Source organism: Streptomyces sp. NBC_00289, assembly GCF_041435115.1.
Lineage (GTDB): Bacteria > Actinomycetota > Actinomycetes > Streptomycetales > Streptomycetaceae > Streptomyces.
Map to the genome: position 1 here is coordinate 6,963,047 of NZ_CP108046.1, position 26,831 is coordinate 6,989,877.

Genomic DNA, 26,831 nt, shown 5'->3' on the forward strand with positions numbered 1-26,831 from the left:
CCCCGGTTCAGGTGGACAGCGGGGTCAGTACCAGGGGCTCGATCCTGCCCTCCAGCATGGCGCCCAGGCCCTGCACGGCGCACACGTCGGGCCGTTCGGCGATGTGCACCGGCATGCCGGTGGCGTGCCGCAGCATCTGGTCGAGGCCGGGGAGCAGGGCGCTGCCGCCGACCATCATGATCCCGCGGTCGGCGAGGTCGGCCACCAGGTCGGGCGGGCAGTCCCGCAGCACTCTGCCGATGCCGTCGAGTACGGCGGTCAGCGGGGTCTCGATGGCGTCGCGGACGGCGGCGGTGTCGACCCGCACCGAACGGGCGAGGCCGGTGGCCACGTCCCGCCCGTGGATCTCCGTGGAGGCGGGGCCCAGCGGGGTGAGCCCGTTGCCGGAGAGGGCGAGTTGCAGCGGCCGTACGGACTGGCTGGGCAGCATCAGTTCGTGTTCGTGGCGCAGGTGCTGCACGATCGCGTGGTCGACGGCCTCGCCGCCGACGGGGATGCGTTCGGCGGTCACGATGGACCCGAGGGACAGGACGGCGACCTGGGTCGCGGCAGCCCCGCACACCATGATCATGGTGGCCTCGGGGCGCTCGACGGGCAGTCCGCAGCCGACGGCGGCGGCGATCAGGGTGTCGACGAGCTCGACCCGGCGCGCTCCGAGTCCGACGAGCGTCTCGATCGCGGCGCGCTGGGCCAGCGGGTCGGCGTCGTGCGGGGTGCAGGCGGCCGCCCGCAGCCGGGGCTTGCGGCGCAGCGAGCGGCGGATCTTGTCGCCGAGCAGGTGGCGCAGCATGCGCTGCGCCATCTCGATGTCGACGACCGTGCCGCCGGAGACGGGCCTCACCACGCGGATGTAGTGGGGCGTGCGCCCGGTCATCTTCTCGGCGAACTCGCCCACCGCGATCAGCGCGCCGGTACGGGTGTTCACGGCGGCGGCCGACGGCTGGTCGACGACGAGCCCGGCGCCCTTCACGTACACCCGTGTCCTCGCCGCTCCCAGGTCGACGGCGAAGTGGCAGCGGCGCAGCTGTTCCAGACTGGCGGTCATGGCAGGTCCTCCCGAGTGCGCAGACCGTGGGGGCCGCCGAGCGGCGGGCCTCTTGGGAATCGTGCGGGGGCGGGGAGACGGGCGCGCGCTGAGGAGGGCCGGGCGGGGGGCCGCTGAATGGGGGCTTTGCCTGCCGTATCCCTTGTAAGGCTCAGGTAAAGGTCAAAGGGAACGGGCGGCTTCGAGCAGCGGAGCCAGCGAGGGGACCGTGACCTCGCAGCCGGCCTCGCGCAGGCGCTGGTCGATGGTGGGATTGCGGGCGAGGCCGATGAAGTGCACGCCGAGCTGCTGGGCGGCGGTGAGTTCGGCGACCGTGGAGCCGATCAGTACACCCGTCGGCGCCGGCACGCCGGGCGAACGCAGGGCGCGCAGCAGGCAGTCGGGGTGGGGCATCAGCAGTTCCAGGTTCTCGCTGCGGGCGTGGATGCCGTCCAGCGGGAGCCGGTAGGGCTCCAGATAGCGTTGTACGGCCTGTTCGCAGACGTCCGTGACCACGGCGACCCGGCGCCCGGAGTGGTGCAGCGTGCGGACGAGGGCGATGGAGTTGTGGGTCGTGGGCGCGTCCGGGACGGCCGTCAGTTCCAGTTGGTCGAGGCGATCCCGCAGGAGGGGCGCGAGGTCGTCGTGGGCGAAGGCGCGGAGCACCTCCAGCGGGTGCACGAACACCTCACGCCCCGTCGGCCCGTCCTTCGAGGCCCGGTGTTCGGCGGCGACGGCGAGCAGGTCGAGGGCGGCCTCGCGTGCGGCGTGGGCCGAGAACAGGCGGGTGACGGGCCCGTCGAAGCCGAGCAGCACGGCCTCGGCGTCGGCGAGGAGGTCCGACGGCGGGCGCGGTGAGGGAGCCGACCGCTGCGGCGCCGGTGGCGGTGCCCCCTCCGTGGTCAGCTGGACCGCGTAGGTCACCGACAGGCCCGGTACCGGCCATTTGCCCAGCCCCGCGTTCACCGACCGCTGGGCCGCGCCCGCGCGGCGCAGCGGATGGCGGCGGGTGATGCGCGCGGCCGCCTCCAGCAGATGGTCGAGCAGCCGCTCGGAGACCCGGGTGGTCTCGCTCCGGACGAAGGCGACCGGATCGTCCACGTGCCAGGACAGCTCGACCGCGGCGGCGAAGGCGCCCTTGCCGGAACTCGGCAGGGACACGCTGTGGAAGGCCTGGTGGGTGGTGAGGTCGACCTCGTAGTACGTGGTCGGCCGCGGCGGCCGGATGCCGTGCGGCTGGGCGGGGTTGAGCAGCGTGAGCGGGCCGTCGGGCTGGGTGTGGACGATGGCGGTGCGGCCGGGTGCGGGGATGCCCAGGGCGCCGAGATCGTGACTGATGTAGGGACCCCGCACCAGGTCCCGTTCCTCGGCGTCCGGGCCGGAGTCCGACAGCGGGCAGTACCAGGCGACCGGCGGGCCGTCCGGCGCGTCGTGGTGCAGCGGCTGGAAGCGCGGCGAGGCGAGGGCGGCGGAACTGGCGGCGAACTCCTCGTACCAGGCGGGGGAGACGACCACCACGACGTCGGCGGCCGACCGCTCCCGCACCGCGAGCACCTCCGGCGGTACGGCGGGGTCCTCCGTGTCGTCGGCGAACAGCGGCGTGTGCCAGAACGTCACCCGGAACCGCGGCGGGTCCGGCAGCCCGGCCAGGGCCTCGACGAGCCCCCGCATGACCGCCACCAGCACGGGCAGGACGTAGGCGCCGGGCTCGGCGAGCACGACGTAGCCGTTGTCGCGGACGTGGATCTCGCGGGGGGTGAGGGCGGCCCGGTCGAGGATCTGGTGCACCGCGTATTCGAGGGTGATCCGGGCCTCGGGACGGCCGGTGAGGTCGTCGGCCTCGAAGACGACGACCGGGCGCAGCTGCCCGGCCGGGGCGGGCCGGGGGGCGGGCGGTCCTCCCTCGCGTGCGAGGGCGTGCAGACGGCGGAAGTCCTCGCGGTCCGGATACTCCTGGACCAGGCCGGTCAGGTCCGCCGCCGCCTGCTCGAACCGGCGCAGTTCCAGGTCGAGTTCGGCGCGGGTGGCGCAGAGGGAGAGACGGAGCCGGAGCAGCCGGGTGCGGGCGGTGTCCGCGGCCGGACCGGGGACGCCGTCGAGGGCAGGCCCGCGCCAGAGGCCGAGGGCCTCGCCCACGTGGGCGCGGGCGGCCTCGGTGTTCCCCGCGGCGCGCTCCGCCTCGGCCCGCTCGGCGAGTTGCCGGCAGTGCGGTACGTCCACGAAGTCCGCGCTGGTGTGCAGGGCGTAGCCGTCGGGAAGGGCGGCCAGGACACCGGGGCCCAGGGCGTTGCGCAGCCGGGACGCGTAGGTGCCCAGGAGGCCGGCGGATCGGTCCGGGGCCGCCGCCGCCCGGCCCCAGATCCCCTCGGTGAGCTCCGCACGCGTCACCGTGCGGCCGTGCCGCAGCAGGAGCATGCACAGCATGGCCTGTTCCTGCGGGGAGCCGGTGGCGACGGGGTGGCCGGTGCCCCGGCTGACGGAGGGCGGGCCGAGGAGGGTGTAGCGGAGCGGGGTGTGGGCGGATCGGGCCAGGGAGAGGGGGCCGGGATCGCGCAGGTCGTGCAGGTTCTGCTGGAGCTGATCGGCGGGGTCCGGGGACATCAACCGGTTGAGGATCCTCGCGTACGGGTTCCGCAGGCCGGCCGGAAGGGCGATGAGCCGGTCGGCGGTGACGCGCAGCCCGGACTTGGCCGGCACGCCCGACGCCAGGTGGAAGAGCAGCCCGCCGAGCGCCCGGAGATCGTCCCCCGGCCCGGCCCGCTCGTCTCCGAGGTCGAAGAGGGTCAGCTTGACCGTTCCGTCGGGCAGCAGCATCACGCGGGGCATGCCGAGGCCGCCGTGCGGGACGCCGGCCTCGTGCATGGCCTCCAGACCGCTCGCGAGCTGCGCGCCCAGCGACACCAGAAGCGGCGCCGGAAGCCGGTAACCACCGGTGGACGCGAGAGAGTTGAGGGGGATGCCGTCGAGGTGCTCCATGACGAGGTACCGGGTGTCGTCCTCGACTCCGTAGTCGTGGACGGCCACCACGTTCGGGTGGTCGAGGGCTGCCAGGGCCTCGGCGGCCCGGAGGAAGGCCCGGCGGCGCTCGGGGGTGCTCGGCGCGAGGTGGAGCCGTACCGCCACTGGCTCCCCCCGCTCGACGTCCTCGGCCCGCCACAGGGAACTGCTGCCGCCGCGCTGTTCCCCCAGCCGATAGCGGTCACGAAGCGCCGGACGCCGGTCCGGTGACTCCGGTGACTCCGGTGACTCCGGTGACTCCGGCGAGTCCGAAGAATCCGGGGAATCCTGGGAATCCAGCGAGTCCGGTGACGGACCCCCCAGCCGTTGTACGCTCTCCGGCCGAACCGTGGCGAACGCCTCGTCCGGCGTCCCTGTCTCCGTGCCGGACGCCGACGGGGTCGAGGCCCGGAACTCGCCGCGGGCCCGCCCGGCCCGGGTGTCGATCAACCCGCCCACCCGGTCGAGGAGTTCGGTGGTGCGGCTGCGGGCGGTGCGGGGCAGGCCGCGCAGCAGCAGGTCCCGTACGCCGGGCCGGAACGCGTAGGAGCCGGCCGGTCCGGGGACGCTGGTGAGCATGCCGCTGAGGATCACCTCGGCCAGGTGCCGGGGACGCGGGTCCGGCTCCAGGGCGGCGTGGACCAGACGCATGACCGGCAGGTCGGGGCGGCCCACCGCGAGGTGCCCGGCGAGGCGGAACGCCTCCGGGGAGGCGGTCGCGCGGAACCGGAGCACCAGTTCCTCGGCGGACAGCCGGCCTATGTCGGTGCGCTCGTCGGAGGCGGCGGGCGGACGGCCCAACAGGGCGACGGCGGACGGGAAGCCGCTGCCCCCGGGCGCCGCGAGCAGTGCGGCCCAGTTCGCCAGCCACCGCGGCCCCGGCTCCAGCACGGGAAGCGGGACCCGGCCTTCGGACCCGGCCTCCCGCTCGGCCAGGACGTCCCGCTCGTACGGCTCGAACGTGAGCGCCGCCGACGGAGCCGCCGGGTGAGGCGCCGTCAGCCGGCCCGGTGTCGTCGGCAGAGCGGTGTCCCGCCACAGGTGCTCGGGGAGCGGCTGTACGACGGCCAGGGGCATCCGGCGTGCCCAGCGGCGCAGGGTGTCGTACCAGAGGGTGCCCGCGGGACCCTCCCGCCACTGCGGGCCCATGCAGTCGCTGACCAGGAGGGTGACGGTACGGCCGTCGGCGGGGCTGTGCGCGCCCTGGCCGCGGACCGTGCCGTCGGGGCAGGCCCGGTACGGGGTCACCGTGCGGAAGACGCCCGACTGGGCCAGGGCGGTGTGCAGTTCGTGGATCAGGGGGCGCCAGACGGGCATCGTGGGCCCGTCGTCGTACACCAGGTTGAGGCGCAGCCAGCGCTCCCGCGCGGGACGCATGACCGGCAGCCACCACTCGGGGGCGGCGCCGAGGCGGGCGATGCGGTCGGCGGTGGCACGTTCGTCCAGTTCGTGGCCCTGGGGTGCGTCGACGCGGCGCTTGAGCGGACGCAGGGAACGTTGCAGCCCCAGGGGGTGGCGCAGCATCGGGGGCGCGGGGGCGAGCAGGGAGGTGTGGGGCCGGGCCGTGGCGTCGGGGGGCCGCTGGGCGGGCAGGTGCAGCGGGGCGCGGGGCGGCCGGGGCGGCGGGTCGTGCGGCTGCCCGGGCGGGGGTGTGGACCGGGCGTCGGCGGGCGGGGGCGGCGGCTGTTCGGCGGCTTCGGGCGGTCGTACGTCCTCGGGGCGGGGGTCCGGGGCGGGCGGCGCCGCGGGGTCGGCCGCCGGGGACTCCATGTGGCGGGCCAGCCACAGGAGTTCGGCGAGTTCCAGCGGGGTGGGGCGGACGCCCGAGCCCGCCTCGGCCAGGACCTGGGCGAGGCGGATCAGGGCTTCCGGGGAGCCGGGCCGCTCAGAAGGCATCGGCCTGCGGGGTCTCGCCCAGGTACGGCATCAGTTGTTCCGCCAGCTCGTCGAGGGACTCGGTGCCGAGGTCGGAGGAACGGGCCAGGTAGATCGCGTTGAGGAGCTGGTCGGTGGCCAGGTCGCCGCCGCCCACCCGGGACAGGAAGCGGGTGATCAGGGTCTGCGCGTAGGCGTCGGGCTCCTCGTCGAAGTGGGCGCGGACGATGGCGGCGAGGTGGCCGTCCTCGGGCTGCCGCAGGCGCAGGGTGACACAGCGGCGCAGGAAGGCGGGCGGGAACTCGCGCTCGCCGTTGCTGGTGAGGACGACGAACGGGAAGGCACGGCAGCGGACCCGGCCGCCGGCCACCGGGACCCGCTCGTCGGCGCCGTCGATCATCACCTCCGCCGTGGGGGTGCGGCGAGCGGTGCGGACCAGCTCCGGGATCTCGTACTGGCCCTCCTCCAGGACGTTGAGGAGGTCGTTCGGCAGGTCCAGGTCGCTCTTGTCGATCTCGTCGATGAGCAGGGCACGGGGACGGGCGTAGGGCAGGAGGGCGGTGCCCAGGGGGCCCAGCCGCAGATGGTCCTCGATGCCGGTCTCGGGGGTGCCGTCGGCGGTGCGCGCGGGGCTCTGGCGTGCCGCGTACAGCCGGGACAGCGGGTCGTACTGGTAGAGGCCGTCGTGCAGGGTGCTGCGGCTGGTGACGTTCCAGCGCAGCACCGGGCCGAGGCGCAGCTCGCGGGCGACGGCGTAGACCAGCGAGGACTTCCCGGTGCCGGGCGGGCCCGTCACCAGCAGCGGGCGGCGCAGGTAGAGCGCCGCGTTGACGAGCTGGACGGTCTGCGGTGTGGCCCGGTACGTCTCGGCGCGGTGGGTGCGGTCGGGTGAGGTGGCGGCGCCGTCGCCGTCCTGCGGCAGGCCGAGCACCGGGGTGCCCTCGAAGGCACGCCAGGGCGGAGGCGGGGGCAGCCGGCTGATGCCGTCGTGCGGCTCGCTGGTGCCGGTGTAGACGGGCCACAAGGGCATGGATCTTCTCTCCGTGGGGGCGGTCGGCTCGGCTCAGGCGACGGGTGAGTGGAGGCTGGCGGCGGGCTCCGGGAAACAGCGCGGGTCGTCCCACAGGAGCTGGAGGTCCTTCGCCCAGTGCCGGTCGGGTTCGTCGTCGGCCGCCGCGGTCTCCCGCAACGCCATGACGTGGCGCGGTAGTTCGGTGGGCGGGACGCCGGTGAGGGAGCCGGCGAGCTCGTCGAGGAACGTGGTGCCGGAGCAGGGGCCGCCGTGCCGGTCGGTGTCGGGGCAGCCGGTGCGCGGCCACAGCAGGACCGGCACCGGGGTGTTGAGGCCGACCTCGAAGTGCGGCTGGGCGGTGGCGGGCGGGAAGGCGAAACCCGCCAGGTCGGCGTCGTCGTCGCGCAGCCGCTTGCGCAGGCTCGGCGGCCGCTCCGGGACGCCGCAGTCGACGCGGTGCAGCCGCGCCCCGGGACAGGTGTCCAGCTTCTGCCACTTCTTGGCCAGCTGGTGGCGCAGCCGGCCGCTGCGGTGCCGGGAGCGGTCCACGACGACGAGCGGATAGGCGCAGCCCAGCGGGGTGGAGTCGTCGACACCGCACTCCCAGTGCGCCACCGGTTCGTTCAGCCAGTCGCGGGGCAGCACGAACGTGATCAACTCGTCGGCGTCCGGCGCGAGCTGGGTGAACGCCTCGTCGATGCGCTCCTGGACGTACGTCCGTACGGCGCCGCGCGGCAGGCGGTGCGAGCCGACCCGGCGCCGCTGCCCGTCGCGGTACGCGGACACCTCGACGGTGACCTGGTCGGCACCGGCGCCGCTGTGGTCGAGCTCGACCAGGATCGGGGACCAGGAAGCGGCGGCGGGCGGCACCGGCCCCGCGTCCAGCGCCTCCCGGAGCCGGTCGGCGAACCGGGTCACCGCCTCACCCTCCGGAACCTCCCACTGCACGTACCCGGCCGCCGCCCCGAGCGAGGCGAAGCCGCCCTCCGGCAGCGGCGGTCCGAAAGGGCCCACGGCGTCGACGTACAGCCGGTTCGGATCGCAGTCCGCCCCCTCGGCCACCGCCCGGCGCACCAGCGTGTAGAGCCGGCGCACCGCGTCCGGACCGTGGTCGGGCGTGGGGACCAGGGCGCCCAGCTCGGGCCAGTGGCGGGCCATGACCTGGGTGGGCAGCATCCGGCCGACCCGGCCGTCCCGCGTGCCCGCGATCGTCGTCACCATGCCGACCACCCTGCCGTCCGCGAGGGCGACCGCCGCGCCGCTGAACCCCGGTGCCAGGGCCTGTCCGTGGGCCGTGGCGGCCTCCAGCTGTCGCCACTCGTCCGAGACCAGCGCGCCGGGCACGGCCTGGTACCGGGCGAGCATGCCCTCGTCGTAGCCCTGGGGAAAGCCGTACGCGACCAGGGTGGGCGCGGGTTCGCCGAGCTCGGCGCCGGGTGGCGCGAACGTGGCCGGTTCCAGGGGGACTTCGTGGTCCAGTTCGAGGACGGCCAGGTCGCCGGGGTCGGCCGCGTCGCCCGACCAGCCGCCGTGCACGGCGACGGTGGCGGACAGCGGGCCGAGCTCCCGGTGGTTCGGGAACGTCACCGTCACCGCCGACGTGTCGCTCCACCGGACGACGTGGGCGCAGGTGAGGACTCGGTGCGCGGAGATCAGGAAGCCCGCACCGACCTCGTTCCCGCAGACGATCCGGGCGTGCCAGGCTGCGTCGCTCATGACGGGCCGGCGGCCTCCGGCTCCGCCGTGGCGCGTCCCGGTGACCAGCTGAGCTTCACCACCAGATGGCCTTCCGCCGAACCTTTCGCGATGACCGCCCCGGCCTCCGCGCTCAGCTTCACGCCGAACTCCAGCTCCACGGAGTCCGGCTGGAGCGCGCCGTCCCGGAAGACGCGCAGCGCCGACTCGGCCGCCGCCCGGACGCCGTCCAGCGCACCCTCGAAGGTGCGCGTCGCCTGGAGGGGCGCGTCGCCGCGCGACACCATGCGGGCGCCGGGCTCCTCGTCGACGCCCTCCACGACGACCAGCGCGCCGTCCTCCGTCTTGAACTGCGTTAACCCGTCCATGAACCGGTTGCTCCCCCGTGCGGTTGACCAGTGCCGGGTGACTCCGGCGACCTCCATTGTTACGGACGGTGCTGGGTGGTGTCCCGGGTTCGCGCCCGCGGACCGTCCTGGGCCCGCGTGCCCGGGCCTCTCGGCCGGGCGGAAACCGGCCACCCCGCGTGGCGCTCGCGCACCCGGGTCCGTCTCACCCCACGTCACCGGTCATGACGCCCCGGATCACGCCCAGTTCCACCAGGTCCTGCGGACGGATGTGCAGGTGGTCCGCGGTCGCCTCCACCTCGTTGGGCGGCCGCTTGAGGATCGCGGCCGCCAGCTCGGGGGCGATGACGGAGAAGTAACTGTCGGATGTGGCCCAGGTGTTGCCCGGCGCCGCGAGGGCGAGGGCGCCGCCCGAGCCGCCCTCGCCGATCACCAGGGTGGTGACCGGTGTGCGTGCCGCCGCCACCGCGCCGAACAGGTCCGCGATCGCGGCGCCCGCACCCTGCCGCTCGGCCTCCGCGTCGTTGGCCGCGCCCGGGGTGTCCACCAGGGTCAGCACCGGGATGCCGAGCCGGTCCGCGAGGCGGATCAGCCGGGCGGCGGTGCGGTAGCCGGCGGGCCGGGTGGCGGACCCCGTCTGGGCGGCGTACGCGACGGTCCGCCCCTCGTGCTCGCCGAAACCGCAGAGCATCCCGGCGTCGGTGCCGCCGCACCGGTCGCCGTCGATCGCCTCCCGGTGGGTGAAGTAGGCGTCCAGGTACCGCTCGGCCCGCGGCCGCATGGAGGAGCGGGCACGCTGGACGGCCTCCCATCCGGTGGCGGGGAGGCCGGTGCCCGCGGTCGCTTCGCTCACCCCGGCGCCGAGTGCGGCCGGGGGCGGGGCCGGGGTGCGGGAGGGGGACGCCAGCAGCCGTAGCCAACGCCCCAGCGTCTTCCGGAGGTTCTCCGGCCGTACGACGGCGTCGGCCGCCCCCGCCGCCACCTGCGCCTCCGCCGTGTACGCGGCCGGGTCCGCGTCCGGCGGCCGGACCCGGGAACCCGCGAAGCCGACCTGGGCGCCGGGCAGGGCGAGGACGACGTCGGCGCCCGCGCCGAGTGTGGCCCAGCCGCCGCCCGTCGTCGGGTCGCGCAGCACCGCGAGCTGCGGGAGACCGGCCTCCCGGGTGAGGACGGACTGCCGTGCCACCCGCTGGAGCTGGGTGAGGGCCAGCATGCCCTCCTGCATCCGGCTGCCGCCGGTGGCGACCAACGGGACGACGGGCAGGCGGTGTTCACGGGCGTGGGTGTACGCCGCCTCCAGTCGGTCGCCGGTGCGTTCGCCGAGGGAGCCGCCCAGGAAGCCGAACTCGAAGGCGATCAGTACGGCCCGGGTGCCCCCGACGTCCGCCGTGCCGCAGACGACGGACTCCGTCTCGCCGGTGCGCCCGGCCGCGCGGGTGCGGGAGGCGTCGTAGCCCGGCCAGGAGAGCGGGCCGTCGGGCCCGGAGTCCCGTGCGGGGTACGGGAGTTCGGCGAAGGTCGAGTCGTCGGTGACGAGGGCGAGGATCTCGCGGGCGGAGTGGCGGTCAGTCATGGCTCAGCGCCCGCTTCACGATCTTGCCCATGTCGTTGCGGGGGAGGGCGTCGAGATGGTGGACGACCCGGGGCCGCTTGTGCGGGGCGAGACGGCCGGCCACATGGTCAGCCAACTCCGCGGCCGACGGCGGTTTCTCCGGGTCCTCCGGGACGATCCAGGCGACGATCCGCTCACCCAGGTCGGCGTCCGGCTCACCGGTGACGGCGGCCTCCCGCACCCCCGGATGCTCCAGGAGCGCGTTCTCGATCTCACCTGCCCCGATCTTGTAACCCCCGCTCTTGATCAGGTCGGTGGCCTTGCGGCCGACGATCCGGACGTATCCGTCGGGATCGCGCACCGCCATGTCCCCGGTGCGGAACCAGCCGTCGGCGGTGAAGGCGGCCGTCGTCGCGTCGGGCCGGTTGAGGTACCCGGTGAACAGGTTGGGCCCGCGCACCTGGATCTCGCCCACCGTCTCGCCGTCGTACGACGTGATCGGCGCCCCGTCCTCCTCCACCAGCCGCAGCTCCACGCCGGGCAGCGGCACGCCCACGGTGCCGGCACGGGGCTCCCCGTCGGCGCGGACGCTGGTGTTCATGAGGGTCTCCGTCATGCCGTACCGCTCGATCACCCGCCGTCCGGTCGCCGCCGTGATGCGTTCGTGGTCGTGCACCGGCAGGGCGGCCGACCCGGAGACGAGCAGGCGCGCGCGGCCCAGCGCGGCCGCCAACTCCGGCTCCGAGGACAGGGCTTGGGCGATCCGGTGGTACATCGTCGGCACCCCGAACAGCATGGTCGCGCCCGCGTTCAGCTCGCGCGCCACGCCCTCGGTGTCGAACCGGCCCAGATGACGTACCGAACCGCCGCGCCGCAGCGGGCCGAGGACGCCCAGCACCAGGCCGTGCACATGGAACAGCGGCAGCCCGTGCACGAGCACGTCGTCGCCGGTCCACTGCCAGGCGTCGGCGAGCGCGTCCAGGGTGGCGGCGACCGCCCGCCGGGGCAGGACGGCGCCCTTGGGCGGCCCGGTGGTGCCGGAGGTGTAGACGACCAGCGCGGGGTCCAGGTCGCCGGCGGTCCGGTCGTCGGGGATGGTACCGGTGGCCCGCACGTCCACGTCGACCCGTGCGAAGTCCCGCACAGCAGGCGGGAGTTCGTCGCCGGGGGCCGCCAGCACCGCCGTCGGTGCACTGTCGGACAGAATGTGCCCGAGCTCCTTCTCGCCCGACTTCGGGTTCAACGGCACGGCGGCCACCCCGGCGAGCAGCGCGCCGACGACCCCGACGGCCGTCTCCAGCGAGGGCGTCGCCCAGACGGCGACCCTCACCCGCTCCCGACTTCGCTCCTGCGGGGGGACCCCCGCGGCCCCGCGGACCCGGTCACCGACGGCCCCGGCCGCCGCCGCGAGCTGCGCGTAGGTCAGCGACCGATCGCCGAACCGCAGGGCCACCAGGTCACCCGGATCGCTGGTCAGGGCCGGAAAAAGGGAGGTCACGCGGCGCACTCCTCGAGGTCGGAACCTGGAACAACACACCGTTCCTACACCAGCGCGCGCGTTGTCCAACGCCGTCACGACTTGATCCTCGTCACGTCACGCTCAGGTCCGGCCCCGACGGGGGGTGCCGGTTTCTCGGCCGTCCCCCTGCGGAACGGCCGCGCACCACCCGTCCGCTCCGCAGGGGTCAGGTCGGGTCAGGCCGCCGTCTCCACCACGTCGGCCACCACGCAGGTGACGTTGTCCGGGCCGCCGGCCTCGTTCGCCGTGTCGGTCAGGGTGCGGGCCGCGTCGTCCGGTGCCGGGACGTCCGACAGGAGTTGCCGGATGCGGTCGTCGGGGACGACGTTCGACAGGCCGTCCGAGCACAGGAGGTAGCGGTCGCCGGGGCGGGCGTCGTGCAGGCGGAGGTCCGGAGGCGCCGAGGTGCCGTCGCCGGTCAGCGCCTTGAGGAGCAGGGCCGGCCGGGGGTGGGTCGCGGCCTCCGCCGCCGTCAGCCGGCCCTCGTCGATCATCGACTGGAGCACGGTGTGGTCGTGGGTGATCCGGAACAGCCCGCCCTCGCGCAGCAGATACGCGCGCGAGTCGCCGATGTGGACCAGCGCGAGCCCGGAGCCCGTCCACAGCAGGGCGGTCAGTGTGGTGCCCGCCTCGGTCTCACCCCGGGCCGCGTCCCGTACCGCCTCGGTCGCGCCCCGCACCGCGTCCTGGAGGACGTTGAGGACGTCCCCGGCCGGGAGTTCCCGTGTGTCCAGGAACCTCAGCGCCTCCACGGCGGCGCTGCTCGCGGGCCCGCCCGCGGGACCGTATCCGTCGGCGACGGCGAGCAGTCGCCCGCCCGCGTACGCCGTGTCCTGGTTGGCGGGGCGGACCCGGCCCCGGTCCGAGTGGGCGGAGTAGCGCAGTTCCAGCATGCTGGTGTCCTTCCTCGGTGCTGCCATCAGTTCATGGACGAGGAACGCGGCGAGATCCCGCCGGGCCGCCGTCTCCGCCTCGACCCGCGCCCAGTAGGCGCGGACCTCCCGGGCGGCGGCGGCCGGTTCGAGGGCGCAGACGTCACGGATGCGGGCCAGCGGCATCCCGAGCCGCCGCAGCCACGCCACCAGACGGGCCCGCTCCAGTTGCTCGACCGTGTAGTACCGGTATCCGGTGTCCGGGTCGACCCGCGTGGGCGGCAGCAGCTCCAGCTCGTCGTACAGCCGCAGCGCCTTGGGTGACAGCCGGGACGCTCTCGCGAAGGCGCCGATCGTCAGCCACTCCATGTGCACTCCGTCCTGTTCCGTGTTGGCCGTTCCCGGCGCCGCGGTTCCTCGCCACCGATGCTGGGGCTTCACCGAAGGGGAAGGTCAAACGGGTTGTCGTGGTTGCGGGGGCGGCGGTTAGCCTGCCGGGACACCCGGCCGTACGACCGACCCCGAATGGAGCCCCCGTGCCCCGAGTCGCCCTTGTCACCTACGACCCCCGCCCGGAGCCCAGCAGGGACGCGGACCTCCCCGTGCTGCTGCGGGCCCTGCGGGAGGCAGGGGCCGAGGCGGACGCGGTGTGCTGGGACGACGCCGACGCGGACTGGGCCGCCTACGACCTCGCCGTCATCCGCTCCACCTGGGACTACAGCTGGCGGGCGGCCGAGTTCGCGGCGTGGGCGGAGCGGTGCGGCAAGGCGACGCGGCTCGCGAACCCCGCCGGAGTGGTGCGCTGGAACACCGACAAGCGGTACGTCGGTGACCTCGCGGCGGCCGGGGTGCCCGTGGTCCCGACCCGCTACCTCGCCCCCGGCGACCCGGCCGACCTGCCGGACGACCACGAGTACGTCGTCAAGCCCACCTCCGGGGCGGGCGCCCGGTACGCCGCCCGCTACACGCCCGGGCAGCACGAGACGGCCGTACGGCACCTCGCGCGGATGCACGCGGAGGGGCTGACGGCGATGATCCAGCCGTACATGCGGAGCATCGACACCGGCGGCGAGCGGGCCCTGCAGTTCTTCGGCGGCCGGCTCCTGCACGCCAGCCGCAAACGGGCCGTCCTGTCCCCCGGCACGGCCTTCGACGCGGACAAGGTCGCCCACCCCGGCCTGGAGCGCTGGACCCCGGCCCCGGCCGAACTGGCCGTGGCGCGGGACGCCCTGGCCGCCGTACCGGACGCACCGGAGCTGCTGTACGCCCGCGTCGACCTCGTGGACGGGGAGGACGGCGCCCCGCGGGTGATGGAACTGGAGCTGGTCGAGCCGAACCTCTTCCTGTTCCTGCACCCGGACTCGGTGCCGGCGGTCGTCACCGCGATTCTGACGGCGGCTGCCCAGGGTCGGTGACGGAGTCGTCCGTGGAGTCGGTCGCGGGGACGGGGACGGGGCCGACCGCCGTGCGTTGCAGCAGCCCCCAGGTGAACTCGGCGGCGACCTTGCGCCGGACACCGTCCGCGTCCGGTGCCGTGAACGCCAGACCCCAGCGGGTCGGGGCCGTGCCCTCCAGGGGCCGGGCGGGAGCGAAGGCGCGGGCGGCCTCGTCGACCACGCAGGACCAGGGGGTCAGGTCCTCCAGGGTGCGCAATTCGGGGGCCGGGGCGCCCGGCGCGCGGACCAGCCACTCGTTCCAGACCACGCCGTTCGGCGCGACCAGCACCTCGAAGCGCAGATCCGGCCAGAGGGAGAGCGGCCACTGCCGGGCCTCGCACTCCAGGTCGCCGATCGTCCGGGCGGTCACCGACTCGGGCGGGCCGAGGACCGAGCGGTAGCGCGAGGCGGCCGCCCTCGCGCGCGGGGAACGGAGCATCGCCTGCCACCGCTTGTTCGCCTCACGCATGTCCGCGAGCGAGGCGCCGAGCCCGCGGCGGGCGTCGTCCACCAGGTCGGGGTTGTGGTCGGCCATGCGACGGAGCAGGACGAGTTGGAAATCGCGGGGAGTGAAGGGACCGGCGGTTCCGGCGGGGCGTTTCGCGGAGGGCGGCATGGGAACCATCGTCGCCCACGGCCCCTGGTCGCGCGCCGCCTCCCCTGGACGGGGCCCCGCTCCGTGGTGCTCCGTCCGGGTGCCTCGGCCGTGCCGGGACGGCGGCCACCCTCAGCCCTTCGACACCGGCGCGCCCTCCGGCTCGGCGGGGGCGCCCGGACGGCGGCCGTCCGGGAGGAAGAGCACCGAGTTGACGTAGCGCGGACGGCTGCGGAAGGGCAGGACGCGGCGCAGCAGGCCGGCGGACGCGACGTGCGCGGTGCGCGCCTGGTGGGCCTCCAGCGGGAAGCGGGCGAGCGGCACCCAGGTGTCGCCGGGCAGCACCCAGCCGGAGTACCCCAGCAGCGCGAGGTGGGTCACCACGGGGGCGATCGGCTGGATGCGGGCCTCCAGTTCGACGAAGAGGGCGGGGCGGTCGCGGGCCAGGAGTGCCGTCGCGCCCCGCAGCACCGCGAGCTCGCTGCCGTCCACGTCGATCTTGATGAAGCCGACGTCACGCAGTCCGAGGCCGTCGAGGGTGACGCGCGGGACCTGGAGCGCGTGGGCGTGGATGTCACGCCGGACCAGGGACGACACGCCCCGGTCGCCCGCGTCGCCCGGCGGCAGCCACAGGCGGGCCGTGCCGGGGCGGTCCGCGGCGGCGGCCTGGATCACGCGGACGTTCGCCGGGGCACCGGCAGTCAGCAGCCGCGCCAGATGGGGGACCGGTTCGACGGTCACTACCCGGCGGGCGCGCGCGGACAGGCGCCGGGTCCACGGGCCGTACCAGCCGCCGACGTCGACGGCCGTGCCGCAGTCGGCCGGGCACAGGTCGGCGAGCCGGGCCAGCTCCGGTTCGAACCGCGGGTAGACGGCCACGGCGGCCGCCGCCACCAGACGGTTCGGCAGCAGCCGGGCCACCCGGGCGGCCGGCGTGGTGCGGGCCGTCACGGGCTCATCCGTTTGAGGAGGTCCTCGTGTTCGTCGTCCGAGACCTGCTCCCCGGAGGAGGGCAGGAGTTGCGGGATGCCGTCGAGGATCGGGTAGCGGCGGCGCAGGCGCGGGTTGTAGAGGGCCTCGGCCGTGGCCGGTCCGTCGGGGTCGTCCGGTCCAGCCGGTCCAGCCGGTGTGTTCGGTTCGTCCGGGGCGAGGAGGTGCAGTGGTCCCTTGTCGAGCGGGCAGGCCAAAATCTTCAGCAGTGGGTCGTCCGGGTTCACGGTGGCGTCAACTCCTCGGTGACGGGGGCGGGTTCAGGCGCGGAGTCGTGCCTGGGCATGGCCAGCAGGACGGTCACGGCGAGCGCGGTGCCCGCCAGCCGCAGTGCCAGCCGCAGCGGGTCGTGCGGCAGCGCCTCGCCGAACGAGAGCGTGCCGAGCACCGCCGTGAACAGACAGGTCACCGTCGTGCACACGGGCACGATCAGGGAGGCCCGGCAGCGCTGCAGCGCCGCCTGCGACATGACCAGGCCGAACGCGCCGGTGAACAGCAGGAGGTACGGGTACGGGGAGCGGAGCACGGCAAGCAGCGCACCGGCCGGATCGCCGCCGCTCAGGTAGGTGGAGACGCCCTTGATGGCGAGCGAGCTGACGCCGTAGAGCAGGCCCACCGCCACGCCGTACTCCACCCCCGTGGTCGGCACCCGGTGGCGGTGCCGGGAGCGGCGCTCGGCCGCCCCGTACAGCCACACGCCCGCCGCCAGCGACGGCACGCAGACCAGCAGGATCAGCGGGTACGGGGCGTCGCGCCCCGCCGTGTCGGAGCCTTCCCGCAGGGACAGGACGACCATGAGCAGCGCGGCCAGGATCGCGGCCAGCGCGTACCGCTCCCGGCCGGTGGTCTCCTCGCCCAGCAACCGGGCGGAGAGCAGCACCAGCAGTACCAGGCCGGAGACGAAGATGCCCTGGGCGGCGGCGATCGGCAGCGTGCGGTAGACGGCGAGCTGCGCGCCGAAACCGGAGGCGAGAGCGAGTGACCCGCCGAGCCACAGGGGGCTGCGCAGCACGAGTCCGAGCAGCCGGGCGGGTTGCCGGATGCTGACTTCCGGCAGGGCCGCGAGCGCCCGTTTCTCCAGCACGAACCCGGTGCTGTAGAGCACGTTCGCCAGCAGGGCCGCGGTCACTCCCCACCACATGCGCCGGGCCCCCTAGGTCTTCCGTGCGTGCAGCAGCAGGATCGACGCGAGCTGCGGTCTGGCGCAGGCCAGCCGGTCGAGCGGGCGCAGCGGGCGCGGCACGCCGTGGAAGGGGGCCCCTTCGAGCCGTACGACCTCGAAGCCGGCCGCGGCGACGAACTCCCGCAGCGCGCGGGCCGTGTAGAGCCGCAGGTGCCCCACGACCTCCCGGCCCGGCCGGCCGTGGATCGCGCGCAGGCTGACCTCGGAGAAGACGGGCTGCACACCGGCCAGCAGCAGGGCGCGGTTGTACCAGGCGGCCAGGTTCGGCGTGGACAGCATGAGGTGGCCTCCCGGGCGCAGTACGCGGCGGAGTTCGTCGAGGGCGGCGTCCGGGTCGACGAGGTGCTCGATCACCTCGCTGAACAGCACGGCGTCCACCGAGCCGGATCCGAACGGCAGCCCCCCGCCCCCGAGTTCACCGCGCACCGCGTGCGCCAGGCGGGTCCGGGCGCGGCTGAGCGCGTCCTGCGACCAGTCGACGCCGACGAGGCGGTGGCCGGACAGCAGGGGGGCGGCGGTCGCGGCGGCGGTGCCGTCGCCGCAGCCGATGTCGAGAATCGTGCGCGGTGTCCGGCCGGCCGGGCCGAGGGCGGCGGCCAGCATGCGGGCCTGGCGGAGGCTGCGCGGGGTGCCGGAGGCGACGGGGACGGCCGGGTTCTCGTAGAAGTCGCGCAGTCCGGTGCGCCGGACGGGGGCGGTGGCCGTCACGGGGTCACCTCCGTCGCGTGCAGGTGGTGCTCGAACAGGTCCCTCAGGTGCGCGCCGTCGTCGGGTCCGAGCAGGGCGCACGACCAGCGCAGGGCGAGATGCAGCCGGCCGGCGGTGGAAGCGGTGGTGACGGTGAGGCCGCGGGGCATCCGGGCGGGGGCCGAGAACCACACCGCGAGCGCGCGGCCGGCCTCCTCGCCGAAGTCCAGCGCGTACGGGACGCGGCCGATGTTGCTGAGCAGCGTGGTGGACGTCCACGGCGCGGCCGCGCGACGCAGACCCCGGGTGAGCGCGGCCCGCCAGGCCACCGGGGTGACCGGGGTGGTGAGCAGGGCGGCGCCGTGCCCGAGCTGGGGACGGGGGAGGGCCTTGAGGGCGCGGGTACGGGTCGCCGTACGGCCCAGGAGCGCGGGCATGCCGTCCGGGGCGCCGGCCAACTCCTCAGGCGCGAAGGTGACTTCCACCAGGCGGGTGCCGTTGCCGATGGGCATGTCCGCGTCGCGCGGGCGGTCGTCCACGGGCATAGTGATGCGCAGGGGGCGGGGACGGGCGCCGTGTTCCCGGTTCCAGTGGGCGATCGTCAGCGCGGTGGTGACCATGAGCTGGTCGTTCACCGTGTACGGGGAGCCCTTGGGGCGGTGGGGGAGGGCGAGTTCGGTGACCAGGAGGCCGTTGCCCGGGATGGTCCCCGGGGTGCCGGGGGCGACCCGGGCGGGCGGCGACCAGTTGGACGGGGCGTCCACGGGTTCCTGGGGCGCGTCGGGAGGGCGTACGGGTGGTGCGGTGGGCGCGTTGTCCCTGCCGCCGTAGAGCTCCGCGGCCGTGGCCAGGACACGGAGGCAGGCCGGACCGTCGAGGGCGGTGTGGTTGATGGTGAGGAAGAGGACCGTGCCGTGCGGCCGTCGACCGGTCGCGCCGACGGCGGGCGGCCTCGTCGGTCCGCCACCGCCGGCCAGGCCCGTGGCCTCGTTGCCCGCCACCTCCACCACCTCGAGCCGTATCGGTGGTGACGTCGACAGGGGCGGTGCGCCGGTCAGTGCCCGTGTCCTCGCGTCCCGCAGGGCGTTCGGTCCCGGCGGTGCGAAGCGGATGACCTCCACGTCCGGCTCCGCCGTGAGTTCCCACTCGTAGCGGCGCCGGTACCAGGGGCCGGGTGCCTCGCGCATGAGGACGCGCGGGTGGCGGTGGAGGGCCTCGGTGAACGCCTTGCGGAGGCGGGGCGCGTCCAGCGGGCCGGGGAGGTGGATCTCGATGTGGACGGTCTCCGGCTCCTCCTCCTGCATGCAGTGCCGTGCCACCTCGTCCACCACCGGGAACGGAACACGTACCGGCTGCCCAGCCGCGGTCATACGCCCTCACCCCTCTCCTCCGGGCGCGGATACGGGTTCGGGTTCGGGTAGGGGCGCGAATCCGGGTGCGGGTACGGGTGCGGATCCGGCTTCCTCTCCGGCTCCGGTGCCGACCCGGGCCCAGGCTCGGGCGACGGCTCCCGCACGCTCACCACCGCCGCGAACAGGCCGATCAGCGCGAGGAGTTGAGCGGTGTGCCCGAACGCCCCGCCGCTCGCGGCCACCGGCTCCCCGGCCCCGGTCGCCGCCGCGATCCCCGCGCCGGCGAGGGCGGCGAGCGCGATCGGGACGAGCAGGGTGTGCCGCCGGTACGCGAGCAGGGCCAGGGCCGGTACCAGCAGGGCGAGCCATCCGGCGATCACCGCGCCCACCAGCGTGAGCGCCACCGTGCCGAGCCACAGGCCGGGCGGCGGCGGGAGCGGCTGCGGCTTGTCGGGGTTCGGGGCGCGCCGCCGCCACACGACCAGGCCCACCAGGACGACCAGGCCCGCTCCGCCGCCGATCAGCCCGGCCTTGTACGTCGTCGAGGGGTCGTAGGAGAGCTTGACCGTGCCGCCGGCTCCGGCCGGTATCCGCCAGCCCTGCTGCCAGCCGTCCAGCCGCAGCGGCGTGAGTTCCCGGCCGTTCAGTGTCGCCCGCCAGCCGTCGTTGTAGTTCTCGTACGTCGTCAGGTAGGTGGCCGGGCCCGAGCCGACGCTCAGCTCGCGGCGGTCGCCGAGCCAGTCCCGGACGCGCAGCTCACGGGCGCCCGGGGCGGGTTCGGTGAGCGTGCCGCGGGTCAGCGTGACGTCGGTGAGGGCCAGCGGGCCGGTGTCGCCGGCCTCCAGCCGGTGTGTGCCCGAGCCCAGCGACAACGCGCTGTCGGCGCGCCTGCCCTGGCAGACCGTCACCTCGACCCGGCGGCGTTCCGTGAGGTCCCGGACGGTCCCCCGCGCACCGGTCCGGTACAGCTTGCCGTCCACCGCCAGCACCGGGCCCTGCCCGCAGGGCAGCGAGAACCTCCGGGTGCCCTTCGGCTGCGGCGTGCGGTACTGGTCCTGGAGGGCGGGGAGGTACGCCTCCGTGAGGCCCACCGGGAGTTGCAGGTCCTCGTCCGCCACCGGGTTGTGCAGCGTCAGCGCGGCGGTCCTGGTGATCGTGATGTCCAGCCGGTCCGTGATGATCGGGTCGAAGCGGACCACGCCGTTCTCGTCGGCGCCGGCGATCGTGGCGCCGTCGGGGGAGCTGATGTGCACCTCGGTGGGGCGGGTCGACAGGCCGCCCGCCGGGGCCAGCACCACTTCGCCGATCGGCTGCCTGACGTCCCACCGCAGGTGGATCGTCGGGCGGTCGCCGGCGATCCAGGCCGTGGTCAGATCGCCGTCGGTGAGGTTGCGTGCCGACAGGCCGGCGCCGAGACCCGCCGTCGAGTCAGCGGTCGCGGTCACCCGGCTCCGCTGGTCGGGCGCGGCTTGGTAGAGCAGCTTGTCGAGGGCCTCGCCCGGCACCGGTACCGCGCTGGCCCGCACCTCGTACGTCCCCGCCGTGGCCGTCGAGAAGCGGCGGTGCAGGCCCGTCTCGGTGCCGGTCGGGGAGAGCCCGGTGGGGTCGGGCGTGCGGTGCAGGGAGACGAGGGTGGCTTCGGCGCCGGCCGCGTCGTCCGTGTCCGTGGGCAGTCGCAGCAGGCGGGTCACCTGCACGTCAGGCAGGCCGATCTCGGCGAAGCCCGCACCGGTCAGGCCGGAGCGGCGGGCCACCGAGTCGACGATCGTCAGCTTCATCCAACGTGTCTCACCAGGCGGCGACTTGATGGCCTGGGTCATGCCGTCGGGGCGGAGGAAACTCGTCGCCGTCCCCTTCTCCGTCTCCACCCGCACCCGGGTCGGCGCCGACCGCACGCTCTGCTGCGGCAGCGGGGTGACCTTGACCGACGACGGCATGTCGTACCCGCCGCCGGCGAAGGCGATCCGCAGCCACTGGCCGTTCGCCGAACCCGGCGCGCCCTCCGCCCACGCGGTGTCCGGGTCGCCGTCGAAGGCGTTCACCGGGTCGAACTGCGGCAGGTGGAACAGCCAGTTGCCGTAGGAGGACGCCGTGACGGAGCGGGCGCCGCGCAACTCGGCGACCGTCTGGTGGCCGATTCCCTCGGTGGGCAGGATCTGGTGCGGCTTCGCGCCCGCGTCCTGGGCGGCGTCCGGCGCGTTGCGCTCGTCGCGGGTGTACGGGTACGAGGTGTTCGCGCCGACCAGGCCGAACCGCGTGTCCGCTCGGCGCAGGCCGTCGCCGGCCACCTGGAGCGGCGGGGAGCCGACCCCGGGATGGTTGTCGCCGGTCAGCACCGTGGGACGGCCGCGGAGTTCGGAGGCCGGCGGCAGCAGCGCCTCCGGGCCACCGGAGACCACGGCGGTGTCGGCGACCGGCGCCAGCCCGGCCTGCCCCGGCCGTGGCGTGTCGGCGGGCGGCCGGTAGATCTCCACGGCACGCTGCCGCGGGTACAGGCCCTCGACCTGGAGCGGGGTGTCGTGGGCGATCCGGCCGCCGGTCATGACCGGGCCGAGGCCCTTCGTCCGGACGTAGCCGGACTGTTCCAGGGCCCGCTTCACGGTGGTGGTCGGGACGTAGCCGATCTGGTCGGGGTCGAGGTCGTTGCGGACGACGACGTAGTGGATGCCGGCCCGGCTCAGATAGTCCGCCAGCCCCGGAACCTGGCCGCCGCTCGCCAGGGCCTGCTCGACCGCGTCCATGGCCCGCCGGTTGCCCGGAGTGCCGAACGGCACGTAGTCGCGCTGCGCCCAGCGGGACTCGGCGAGGACGTCGAGGGGCTGGTCCACGGGCGAGCCCCAGGTGTAGAGGCCGTGGGCGGTGGCCGGGACGAGCAGGGCGCGGGAGTCGGGGGAGAACTTCTCCAGCCAGCCCGCGGTGGCCTGCCAGTACGTGGGGAGCTTCTGGAAGGAGCCCGGGTTCAGGATGGAGCCGTTGAGGTAGGGCCACAAAAGACCGGGCAGGATCACGACCGCCGCGACCAGCGGAGCGAACCGCCGGCCGCGCACCGCGCGTGCCCCGCGCGGCTCGGCCGCCACGCCCACCAGGTGGGCGAGGCCCAGAACCAGTGCGAGGGCCGTGCCCACCTGGAACTTGTAGATGTTGCGGAAGGGCACCAGCCAGCCGTCCAGCCAGTCCCGCACCACCCCGTGGAAGGGGGCACCGAAGGCGCCGCCGTACCCGGCGAGCAGGAGCAGCGCCGTCGTGAGGACGGTCAGCACCAGCCAGCGGCGCTCCGGCAGGTCCCGTCTGGCCAGGCCCGCGAGGCCCAGTCCCGCCGCGAGCGCCGAGCAGACGGTCACGATCACCGAGGACGCGACCGTCCAGCCGGCCGGCAGCCACGCCTCGCCGAAGTGCAGATAGGCGACCCAGTTCCCGGCGCCCCGCAGTGCCTCCGTCGCCGACATCGTCTCCGTCGTGGTCCGCGCGCTCTCCACGTACGGCAGGAAGTTCTCCCCGTACACACCGAGCAGCAGCAGCGGTATCCACCACCAGGCCGTCGCCACCAGCACGGCCGGCACCCACCAGGCGATCAGCTTGCGCGGCCGGGGGCCGGGCGGGCGGGAGAGGAGATGGAGGCCGACCGGGAGCAGGGCGGCGAGCGTCGAGCCCGCGTTGACGCCGCCCATGAACGGGACGACGAGCGCCGAACGCAGGGCCGCGACGCGGGCGCTGTACCGGTCGTCGGTCAGCGGCAGCAGCACCCACGGCAGGAAGGCGCCGGGCAGCGCCGCCGCCGAGGTCGAGCCGACGACGACGGTGAACACCGGCCACAGCGCGTACGCCACGGCGGCGAGCAGCCGGGAGGCGCCGCTGCCGATCCGCAGCCGCTCGGCCAGCCTGAGCGCCCCCCAGAAGGCGACCGAGACGACCAGTGACAGCCACAGCCGCTCCGCCAGCCACACCGGCAGATGCAGGGCCACCTCGCACAGCCAGTAGAACGGCAGCATCGGCCACAGATAGCCGGCGTACTGGTCCTGGATGCCGCCGAAGGAGCCCTGGTCGTGCCACAACTGGCCGAGGTCGGCAAGGAACCGCCCCGGGTCGACGGTGACGCCGAGCTTGGTGTCGAAGGTCTGCCGGCCCGGGTGCGCCGCCAGGAACAGCACGAACACCACGGCCCAGAAACCCAGCAGCCAGCGCCGGGACCGCGGGCCCTCCGGCGGGCCAACCATGACCGCGGTGGCGGGGACGGCTGACGGAGGAGGGGCCTGGACCGTGGACGTCGTCATGGTGGACACCGCCGGAGGATGAGGAGGAGGTTCCAGGTGGCCAGCTCGCGGATGCCGGGCGCCTTGACGACGGTCTCCACGAGGAACGGCCAGTAGCGGGAGCGCGCCGAGACGACCGTGACGTCGTCGCGGGCGCGCACCAGCCGCAGGGTGGGCCCGATGTGCACGGCGAACAGGTTCTCGCCGAGGGTGTGCTTGGCGGCCCTTCCGGTACGGCGCCGATAGCGGGCGCGGGCCCGCTCGGCACCCAGGTAGTGCCAGGGCGCCCACTCGTGACCGCCCCAGGGGGACAGCCAGTTGGTGAACGACACGTAGATCAGCCCGCCGGGCCGGGTCACCCGGGCCAGTTCGCTGAGGAAGGTCTGCGGGTCGGCCACGTGCTCGAGCACGTTGGAGGAGAAGGTGACGTCGGCGACCCCGTCGGGGAGGGGCAGCAGATAGCCGTCGGCGATCACCGTCCCGCCGGGCGGCTTCGGGCCGAGTTCCCGCGGGTCCGGCTCGAAGAGGTGGGCGTGGGCGCCGCGGCGCCGGAACTCCTCGGTGAAGCAGCCGCTGCCGCCGCCGACGTCCACCACGGTGCGGCCGGCGACCGGGCCGTCGTAGGACTCGACCTGGTCGACGGCGTCCCGGGCCAGCAGCGTGTAGCAGGACTCCGGGTCGTCCTGCTCGTGCAGGAAGGCGCGGAAGAGGGTGAGCGACCGGCGGAAGGAGGGGTCCTTCATGGGGCTCCGGCGCTGTGCGGCGTCCCGGAAGGGGCGCGGGGCCGTGGCGGGTGTCGCTCCGCCCCCGCTCCCGGCGTCGCCCGTGCGGGGGCACCCCCGCCGTGGGCGTGGTCGGACCCGCAGGCGCAGGACGGCGTCCTTGAGGCGGCGCGCGGGCATCATGGCGCCGGGTTCCGCACCGCCTCGGCGGCCACCGCGCGGAACTGTCCGACCGTACGGTCCCAGCGGTAGCGCGCCGCGCGCTCGCGGGCCGCCTTGCCCATCAGCTCGCGGCGGTGCGCGGACAGGGCGAGCGTGCACCAGGCCGCAGCGAAGGACGATTCGCCGTGGGCGAGGACCCCTGTCTCGCCGTCCGCCACGGAGTCACGCAGTCCGGGCACGTCGAAGGCGACGGCCGGGGTCTCGCGCGCGGCCGCCTCGGTGACCACCAGGCCCCAGCCCTCCACCGCCGAGGGATGCAGCAGCAGCCAGGCCGCGCACAGCAGACGGTGCTTCTCCGCCTCGGAGACATGGCCGGTGAACTCGACGCCGGGTCCGGCGAGCCGTTCGAGCCGCTCGCGTTCCGGCCCGTCGCCGACGATCAGCAGCCGGCCACCGGTCACCGGGCGGACCCGCTCCCACAGTCTGAGCAGGAGGTCGATCCGCTTGTACTCGACGAGCCTGCCCACCGCCAGGAACAGCGGCTCGGGCGAACGGTCCGCCCGGGGGCCCGGTTCCTCGACGCCGTTGTGCACGACGCGGATGCGCTCGCGTTCGACGCCGATCGCGCGCAGCGCCTGGGCCGTCGACGGCGACACGGCGACCAGCAGACGCCGGTGCCGGGTACCGGCCAGCGCCCAGTGTTCGAGTCTTCGGCCGATCCGGGCGGCCGGCGTCAGCGGACCGCCGAACCGCATCCGCCACAGGTCGGTGTGGACGTGGTTGACCAGGCACAGGGTCGGGCCGTGGTGCCACAGGGGCGCGAGGTACGGCATTCCGTCGCAGACCTCGACCAGCAGGTCGCAGTCGCCGACGCGGCGGCCGAAGGCGGAGCGGGCGCGCAGGTAGTGGCCCAGTTCGCCGCCCGCCGACACGACGCGGTAGGCGCGTTCGGGGACACCGTCCGGTCGGGTGGAACCGGCCGCCGGAAGGGCGGGGCCGCCGTGCAGCAGGGTCACCTGGTGACCGAGCCGGGTCAGGCCGTCGGCCAGCCGGTCGACCAGCAGCTCGGAGCCGCCGGCGGCCGGACTGCGCAGGTCACGATGGGCGAGAAAGACGATACGGCGCGGTGGGGGGAGCGCCGGAAGGTGCTGCGGCGCCCGGGGAAACGCGGCGCGCAGCGAAGACGGCACGTGCTGGGGCATGCGTGCTCCAACTCGTCTCGGGGTGCGGAACTCAGCGTGGGGGGACAGGGCACGGTGCGGAGTCGGGCGGACTCGCGGTGCGGATTTCTGTGGGGTGTCCGAGCTTTTCCTGGGAGGGGGATGTGGACCGGTTGTGTCCGGGTGGGATGGGACAGTTTTCGCCCACGGGTTCGTGACGGCTACTCACCGGCGTGACAAGTTCGGGCTTTGTTGTAGCTGACGTCACGTCACATCGTGAGCGTGGTCCCGGATGTCCCGGACGTTTCCGGACGCTTCCTCCCGCGTGCCACCAAAACGCTCCCCACGGTCGCCAGGACGAATCCGGTCACAGCGGCACCGATCGGCAACGTCTCGCTCACCATGCGCAGCTGACCGCTCTCGTCCTTCGCCAGCTCGACCTGGTCCTTCTGGGTGTCCTCGGTGAACGCGAGCTTCCGGCTGTCCAGCAGCACCACCGCGTCCTTCTTCGCGCCGGGGGCGCGCAGCGTGCGGCGCGGACCCACCTGCGCGTAGACCACACGGCCCGTGCGCTGGTCGACCACCAGCTCGATGCCGTGGTTGGAGTACCACTCCTCGGCCAGCACCTGCGGCCGGTTCGGCCGCTTGACGATGCTGCCCGGCACCAGCCGGGTGTCGATCCTCGTCGGGGCGACGGTCCCGGTGAACCGGTAACCCGTGTACCCCTGCACCTTCCTGGTACCCGCGTATCGCAGAGTGACCGTGGAACCGAGGGAATTGTCCCACCACTGGTAGGAGTGTCTGCGCACGTCGAACGGGAACTTCAGGTAGGCGTCGCCCTCGAAGTACGGGTTCTCGCGGCAGCAGTGCACCGGTTCGTTGGTGCGGCGGTCGGTGACCCAGCGGTTGGGGAAGAACTCCAGCGCGTCGTGCGGATCGGCCGCCGGCAGCGAGTCGTCCGTGTCGACGGTCGTCGTCACGTCCCACACCGCGCGCCCGCTGCGCTCGCTGTCCTCGACGTCCCCGCGGACCTGCTGCGTGACCGTGATCCGCCGGTCGTGCACGGTCTCGATCTCCGCGGTGTCGAAGTAACTGCCGGTGCCGGAGTAGACGGCGGTGGTGTCGATGTCGATGGGGTTCACCGCGGCGCGCGGCGTCACGTACCACGCGAGCAGCGGCGCCAGGACCAGCAGAAACGTGCCGAGACCCAGCAGTATCAGCGAAAGGGGTGAGGTTGTACGGCGCATCCGGGCACTCCAGGGCGTGGGATGACGGAGCTCGGGCCGCTCTATGGGCCGGGAACCGTAGGCGGCTCTTGACGGAGTGTCAATGTCTGCCGAGACTGGGGTCGACGGGCAGGGGCCGGGCGCCGGGGTGAGGACGACCTCCGTACAGAGAGGC

The 26,831-nt window shown here is 74.5% G+C and carries 19 protein-coding genes; 1 reads left to right on the forward strand and 18 read right to left on the reverse strand.

All coding sequences use genetic code 11. From position 1 onward, the window contains the following. Positions 1 to 7: 7 nt before the first annotated feature. The 8 genes from OG985_RS31575 to OG985_RS31610 all read right to left on the reverse strand — a co-directional run bounded on the left by OG985_RS31575 (position 8) and on the right by OG985_RS31610 (position 13,262). Entirely contained in the window at positions 8 to 1,045 is a 1,038-nt protein-coding gene (locus OG985_RS31575; RefSeq protein WP_371671742.1) for a rod shape-determining protein, read from the reverse strand. A 162-nt stretch (positions 1,046 to 1,207) separates the two neighbouring features. After that, positions 1,208 to 5,917, reverse strand: a complete 4,710-nt coding sequence (locus tag OG985_RS31580) for an SAV_2336 N-terminal domain-related protein (protein WP_371671743.1) — start codon at positions 5,915 to 5,917, stop codon at positions 1,208 to 1,210. Continuing rightward, the gene (locus OG985_RS31585) at positions 5,907 to 6,926 is read right to left on the reverse strand and encodes an AAA family ATPase (RefSeq protein ID WP_371671744.1); all 1,020 of its coding nucleotides are present in this window, start codon (positions 6,924 to 6,926) and stop codon (positions 5,907 to 5,909) included. Before OG985_RS31585 ends, OG985_RS31580 begins: the two co-directional genes overlap by 11 nt. Positions 6,927 to 6,959: 33 nt before the next feature. Further along, a complete protein-coding gene (locus tag OG985_RS31590; RefSeq protein ID WP_371671745.1) occupies positions 6,960 to 8,624 on the reverse strand; it encodes a trypsin-like peptidase domain-containing protein in 1,665 nt (554 codons plus the stop codon). Continuing rightward, on the reverse strand, positions 8,621 to 8,971 hold the full coding sequence (locus tag OG985_RS31595; protein ID WP_371671746.1) for a CU044_2847 family protein: 351 nt from the start codon (positions 8,969 to 8,971) through the stop codon (positions 8,621 to 8,623). Before OG985_RS31595 ends, OG985_RS31590 begins: the two co-directional genes overlap by 4 nt. A 184-nt stretch (positions 8,972 to 9,155) precedes the next feature. Continuing rightward, positions 9,156 to 10,523: a carboxyl transferase domain-containing protein gene (locus OG985_RS31600; protein WP_371671747.1), complete on the reverse strand. Its 1,368-nt coding sequence runs from the start codon at positions 10,521 to 10,523 to the stop codon at positions 9,156 to 9,158. Beyond that, positions 10,516 to 12,000 (reverse strand): acyl-CoA synthetase, encoded by a 1,485-nt coding sequence (locus tag OG985_RS31605; RefSeq protein WP_371671748.1) that lies wholly within the window; start codon positions 11,998 to 12,000, stop codon positions 10,516 to 10,518. The genes OG985_RS31600 and OG985_RS31605 overlap by 8 nt, the downstream gene beginning before the upstream one ends. 197 nt (positions 12,001 to 12,197) lie before the next feature. Beyond that, positions 12,198 to 13,262 carry a MerR family transcriptional regulator gene (locus OG985_RS31610; RefSeq protein ID WP_371671749.1) on the reverse strand — a complete coding sequence of 355 codons (1,065 nt, stop codon included), beginning with the start codon at positions 13,260 to 13,262 and terminating at the stop codon, positions 12,198 to 12,200. Positions 13,263 to 13,429: 167 nt separating this feature from the next. Between OG985_RS31610 and OG985_RS31615 the strand changes: the two genes are divergently transcribed. Next, positions 13,430 to 14,308 carry a RimK family alpha-L-glutamate ligase gene (locus OG985_RS31615; RefSeq protein ID WP_371671750.1) on the forward strand — a complete coding sequence of 293 codons (879 nt, stop codon included), beginning with the start codon at positions 13,430 to 13,432 and terminating at the stop codon, positions 14,306 to 14,308. Here the strand turns inward: OG985_RS31615 and OG985_RS31620 are convergent. From OG985_RS31620 to OG985_RS31665, 10 genes are all read right to left on the reverse strand, one after another. After that, positions 14,271 to 14,954 (reverse strand): hypothetical protein, encoded by a 684-nt coding sequence (locus tag OG985_RS31620; RefSeq protein ID WP_371671751.1) that lies wholly within the window; start codon positions 14,952 to 14,954, stop codon positions 14,271 to 14,273. The two genes, OG985_RS31615 and OG985_RS31620, sit on opposite strands and share 38 nt — an antisense overlap. 102 nt (positions 14,955 to 15,056) lie before the next feature. Next, on the reverse strand, positions 15,057 to 15,875 hold the full coding sequence (locus tag OG985_RS31625; RefSeq protein WP_371671752.1) for an FkbM family methyltransferase: 819 nt from the start codon (positions 15,873 to 15,875) through the stop codon (positions 15,057 to 15,059). Beyond that, positions 15,872 to 16,141 (reverse strand): Trm112 family protein, encoded by a 270-nt coding sequence (locus OG985_RS31630; RefSeq protein ID WP_371671753.1) that lies wholly within the window; start codon positions 16,139 to 16,141, stop codon positions 15,872 to 15,874. Before OG985_RS31630 ends, OG985_RS31625 begins: the two co-directional genes overlap by 4 nt. Then, positions 16,138 to 17,043: a hypothetical protein gene (locus tag OG985_RS31635; RefSeq protein ID WP_371674553.1), complete on the reverse strand. Its 906-nt coding sequence runs from the start codon at positions 17,041 to 17,043 to the stop codon at positions 16,138 to 16,140. The genes OG985_RS31630 and OG985_RS31635 overlap by 4 nt, the downstream gene beginning before the upstream one ends. 24 nt (positions 17,044 to 17,067) lie before the next feature. Further along, positions 17,068 to 17,805, reverse strand: coding sequence for a methyltransferase domain-containing protein (locus tag OG985_RS31640; RefSeq protein WP_371671754.1), 738 nt, complete (start codon positions 17,803 to 17,805; stop codon positions 17,068 to 17,070). Next, a complete protein-coding gene (locus tag OG985_RS31645) occupies positions 17,802 to 19,154 on the reverse strand; it encodes a condensation protein (RefSeq protein ID WP_371671755.1) in 1,353 nt (450 codons plus the stop codon). The genes OG985_RS31640 and OG985_RS31645 overlap by 4 nt, the downstream gene beginning before the upstream one ends. Continuing rightward, on the reverse strand, positions 19,151 to 23,407 hold the full coding sequence (locus tag OG985_RS31650; protein ID WP_371671756.1) for an alpha-(1->3)-arabinofuranosyltransferase family protein: 4,257 nt from the start codon (positions 23,405 to 23,407) through the stop codon (positions 19,151 to 19,153). Before OG985_RS31650 ends, OG985_RS31645 begins: the two co-directional genes overlap by 4 nt. Next, complete coding sequence (locus OG985_RS31655) at positions 23,404 to 24,129, reverse strand: class I SAM-dependent methyltransferase (protein WP_371671757.1); 726 nt, start codon at positions 24,127 to 24,129, stop codon at positions 23,404 to 23,406. The genes OG985_RS31650 and OG985_RS31655 overlap by 4 nt, the downstream gene beginning before the upstream one ends. Positions 24,130 to 24,287: 158 nt before the next feature. Then, positions 24,288 to 25,472, reverse strand: coding sequence for a glycosyltransferase family 4 protein (locus OG985_RS31660; protein ID WP_371671758.1), 1,185 nt, complete (start codon positions 25,470 to 25,472; stop codon positions 24,288 to 24,290). Between the two features lie 227 nt (positions 25,473 to 25,699). Next, positions 25,700 to 26,677, reverse strand: coding sequence for a DUF3068 domain-containing protein (locus OG985_RS31665; protein WP_371671759.1), 978 nt, complete (start codon positions 26,675 to 26,677; stop codon positions 25,700 to 25,702). Between the last annotated feature and the right edge of the window lie 154 nt (positions 26,678 to 26,831).

Coding starts and splice junctions, on each gene's coding strand:
- OG985_RS31665 (WP_371671759.1), bottom strand. CDS start 26,677: ATGCGCCGTACAACCTCACCCCTTTCGCTGATACTGCTGGGTCTCGGC.
- OG985_RS31600 (WP_371671747.1), bottom strand. CDS start 10,523: ATGACTGACCGCCACTCCGCCCGCGAGATCCTCGCCCTCGTCACCGAC.
- OG985_RS31590 (WP_371671745.1), bottom strand. CDS start 8,624: ATGAGCGACGCAGCCTGGCACGCCCGGATCGTCTGCGGGAACGAGGTC.
- OG985_RS31650 (WP_371671756.1), bottom strand. CDS start 23,407: ATGACGACGTCCACGGTCCAGGCCCCTCCTCCGTCAGCCGTCCCCGCC.
- OG985_RS31595 (WP_371671746.1), bottom strand. CDS start 8,971: ATGGACGGGTTAACGCAGTTCAAGACGGAGGACGGCGCGCTGGTCGTC.
- OG985_RS31620 (WP_371671751.1), bottom strand. CDS start 14,954: ATGGTTCCCATGCCGCCCTCCGCGAAACGCCCCGCCGGAACCGCCGGT.
- OG985_RS31655 (WP_371671757.1), bottom strand. CDS start 24,129: ATGAAGGACCCCTCCTTCCGCCGGTCGCTCACCCTCTTCCGCGCCTTC.
- OG985_RS31660 (WP_371671758.1), bottom strand. CDS start 25,472: ATGCCCCAGCACGTGCCGTCTTCGCTGCGCGCCGCGTTTCCCCGGGCG.
- OG985_RS31575 (WP_371671742.1), bottom strand. CDS start 1,045: ATGACCGCCAGTCTGGAACAGCTGCGCCGCTGCCACTTCGCCGTCGAC.
- OG985_RS31610 (WP_371671749.1), bottom strand. CDS start 13,262: ATGGAGTGGCTGACGATCGGCGCCTTCGCGAGAGCGTCCCGGCTGTCA.
- OG985_RS31645 (WP_371671755.1), bottom strand. CDS start 19,154: ATGACCGCGGCTGGGCAGCCGGTACGTGTTCCGTTCCCGGTGGTGGAC.
- OG985_RS31580 (WP_371671743.1), bottom strand. CDS start 5,917: ATGCCTTCTGAGCGGCCCGGCTCCCCGGAAGCCCTGATCCGCCTCGCC.
- OG985_RS31585 (WP_371671744.1), bottom strand. CDS start 6,926: ATGCCCTTGTGGCCCGTCTACACCGGCACCAGCGAGCCGCACGACGGC.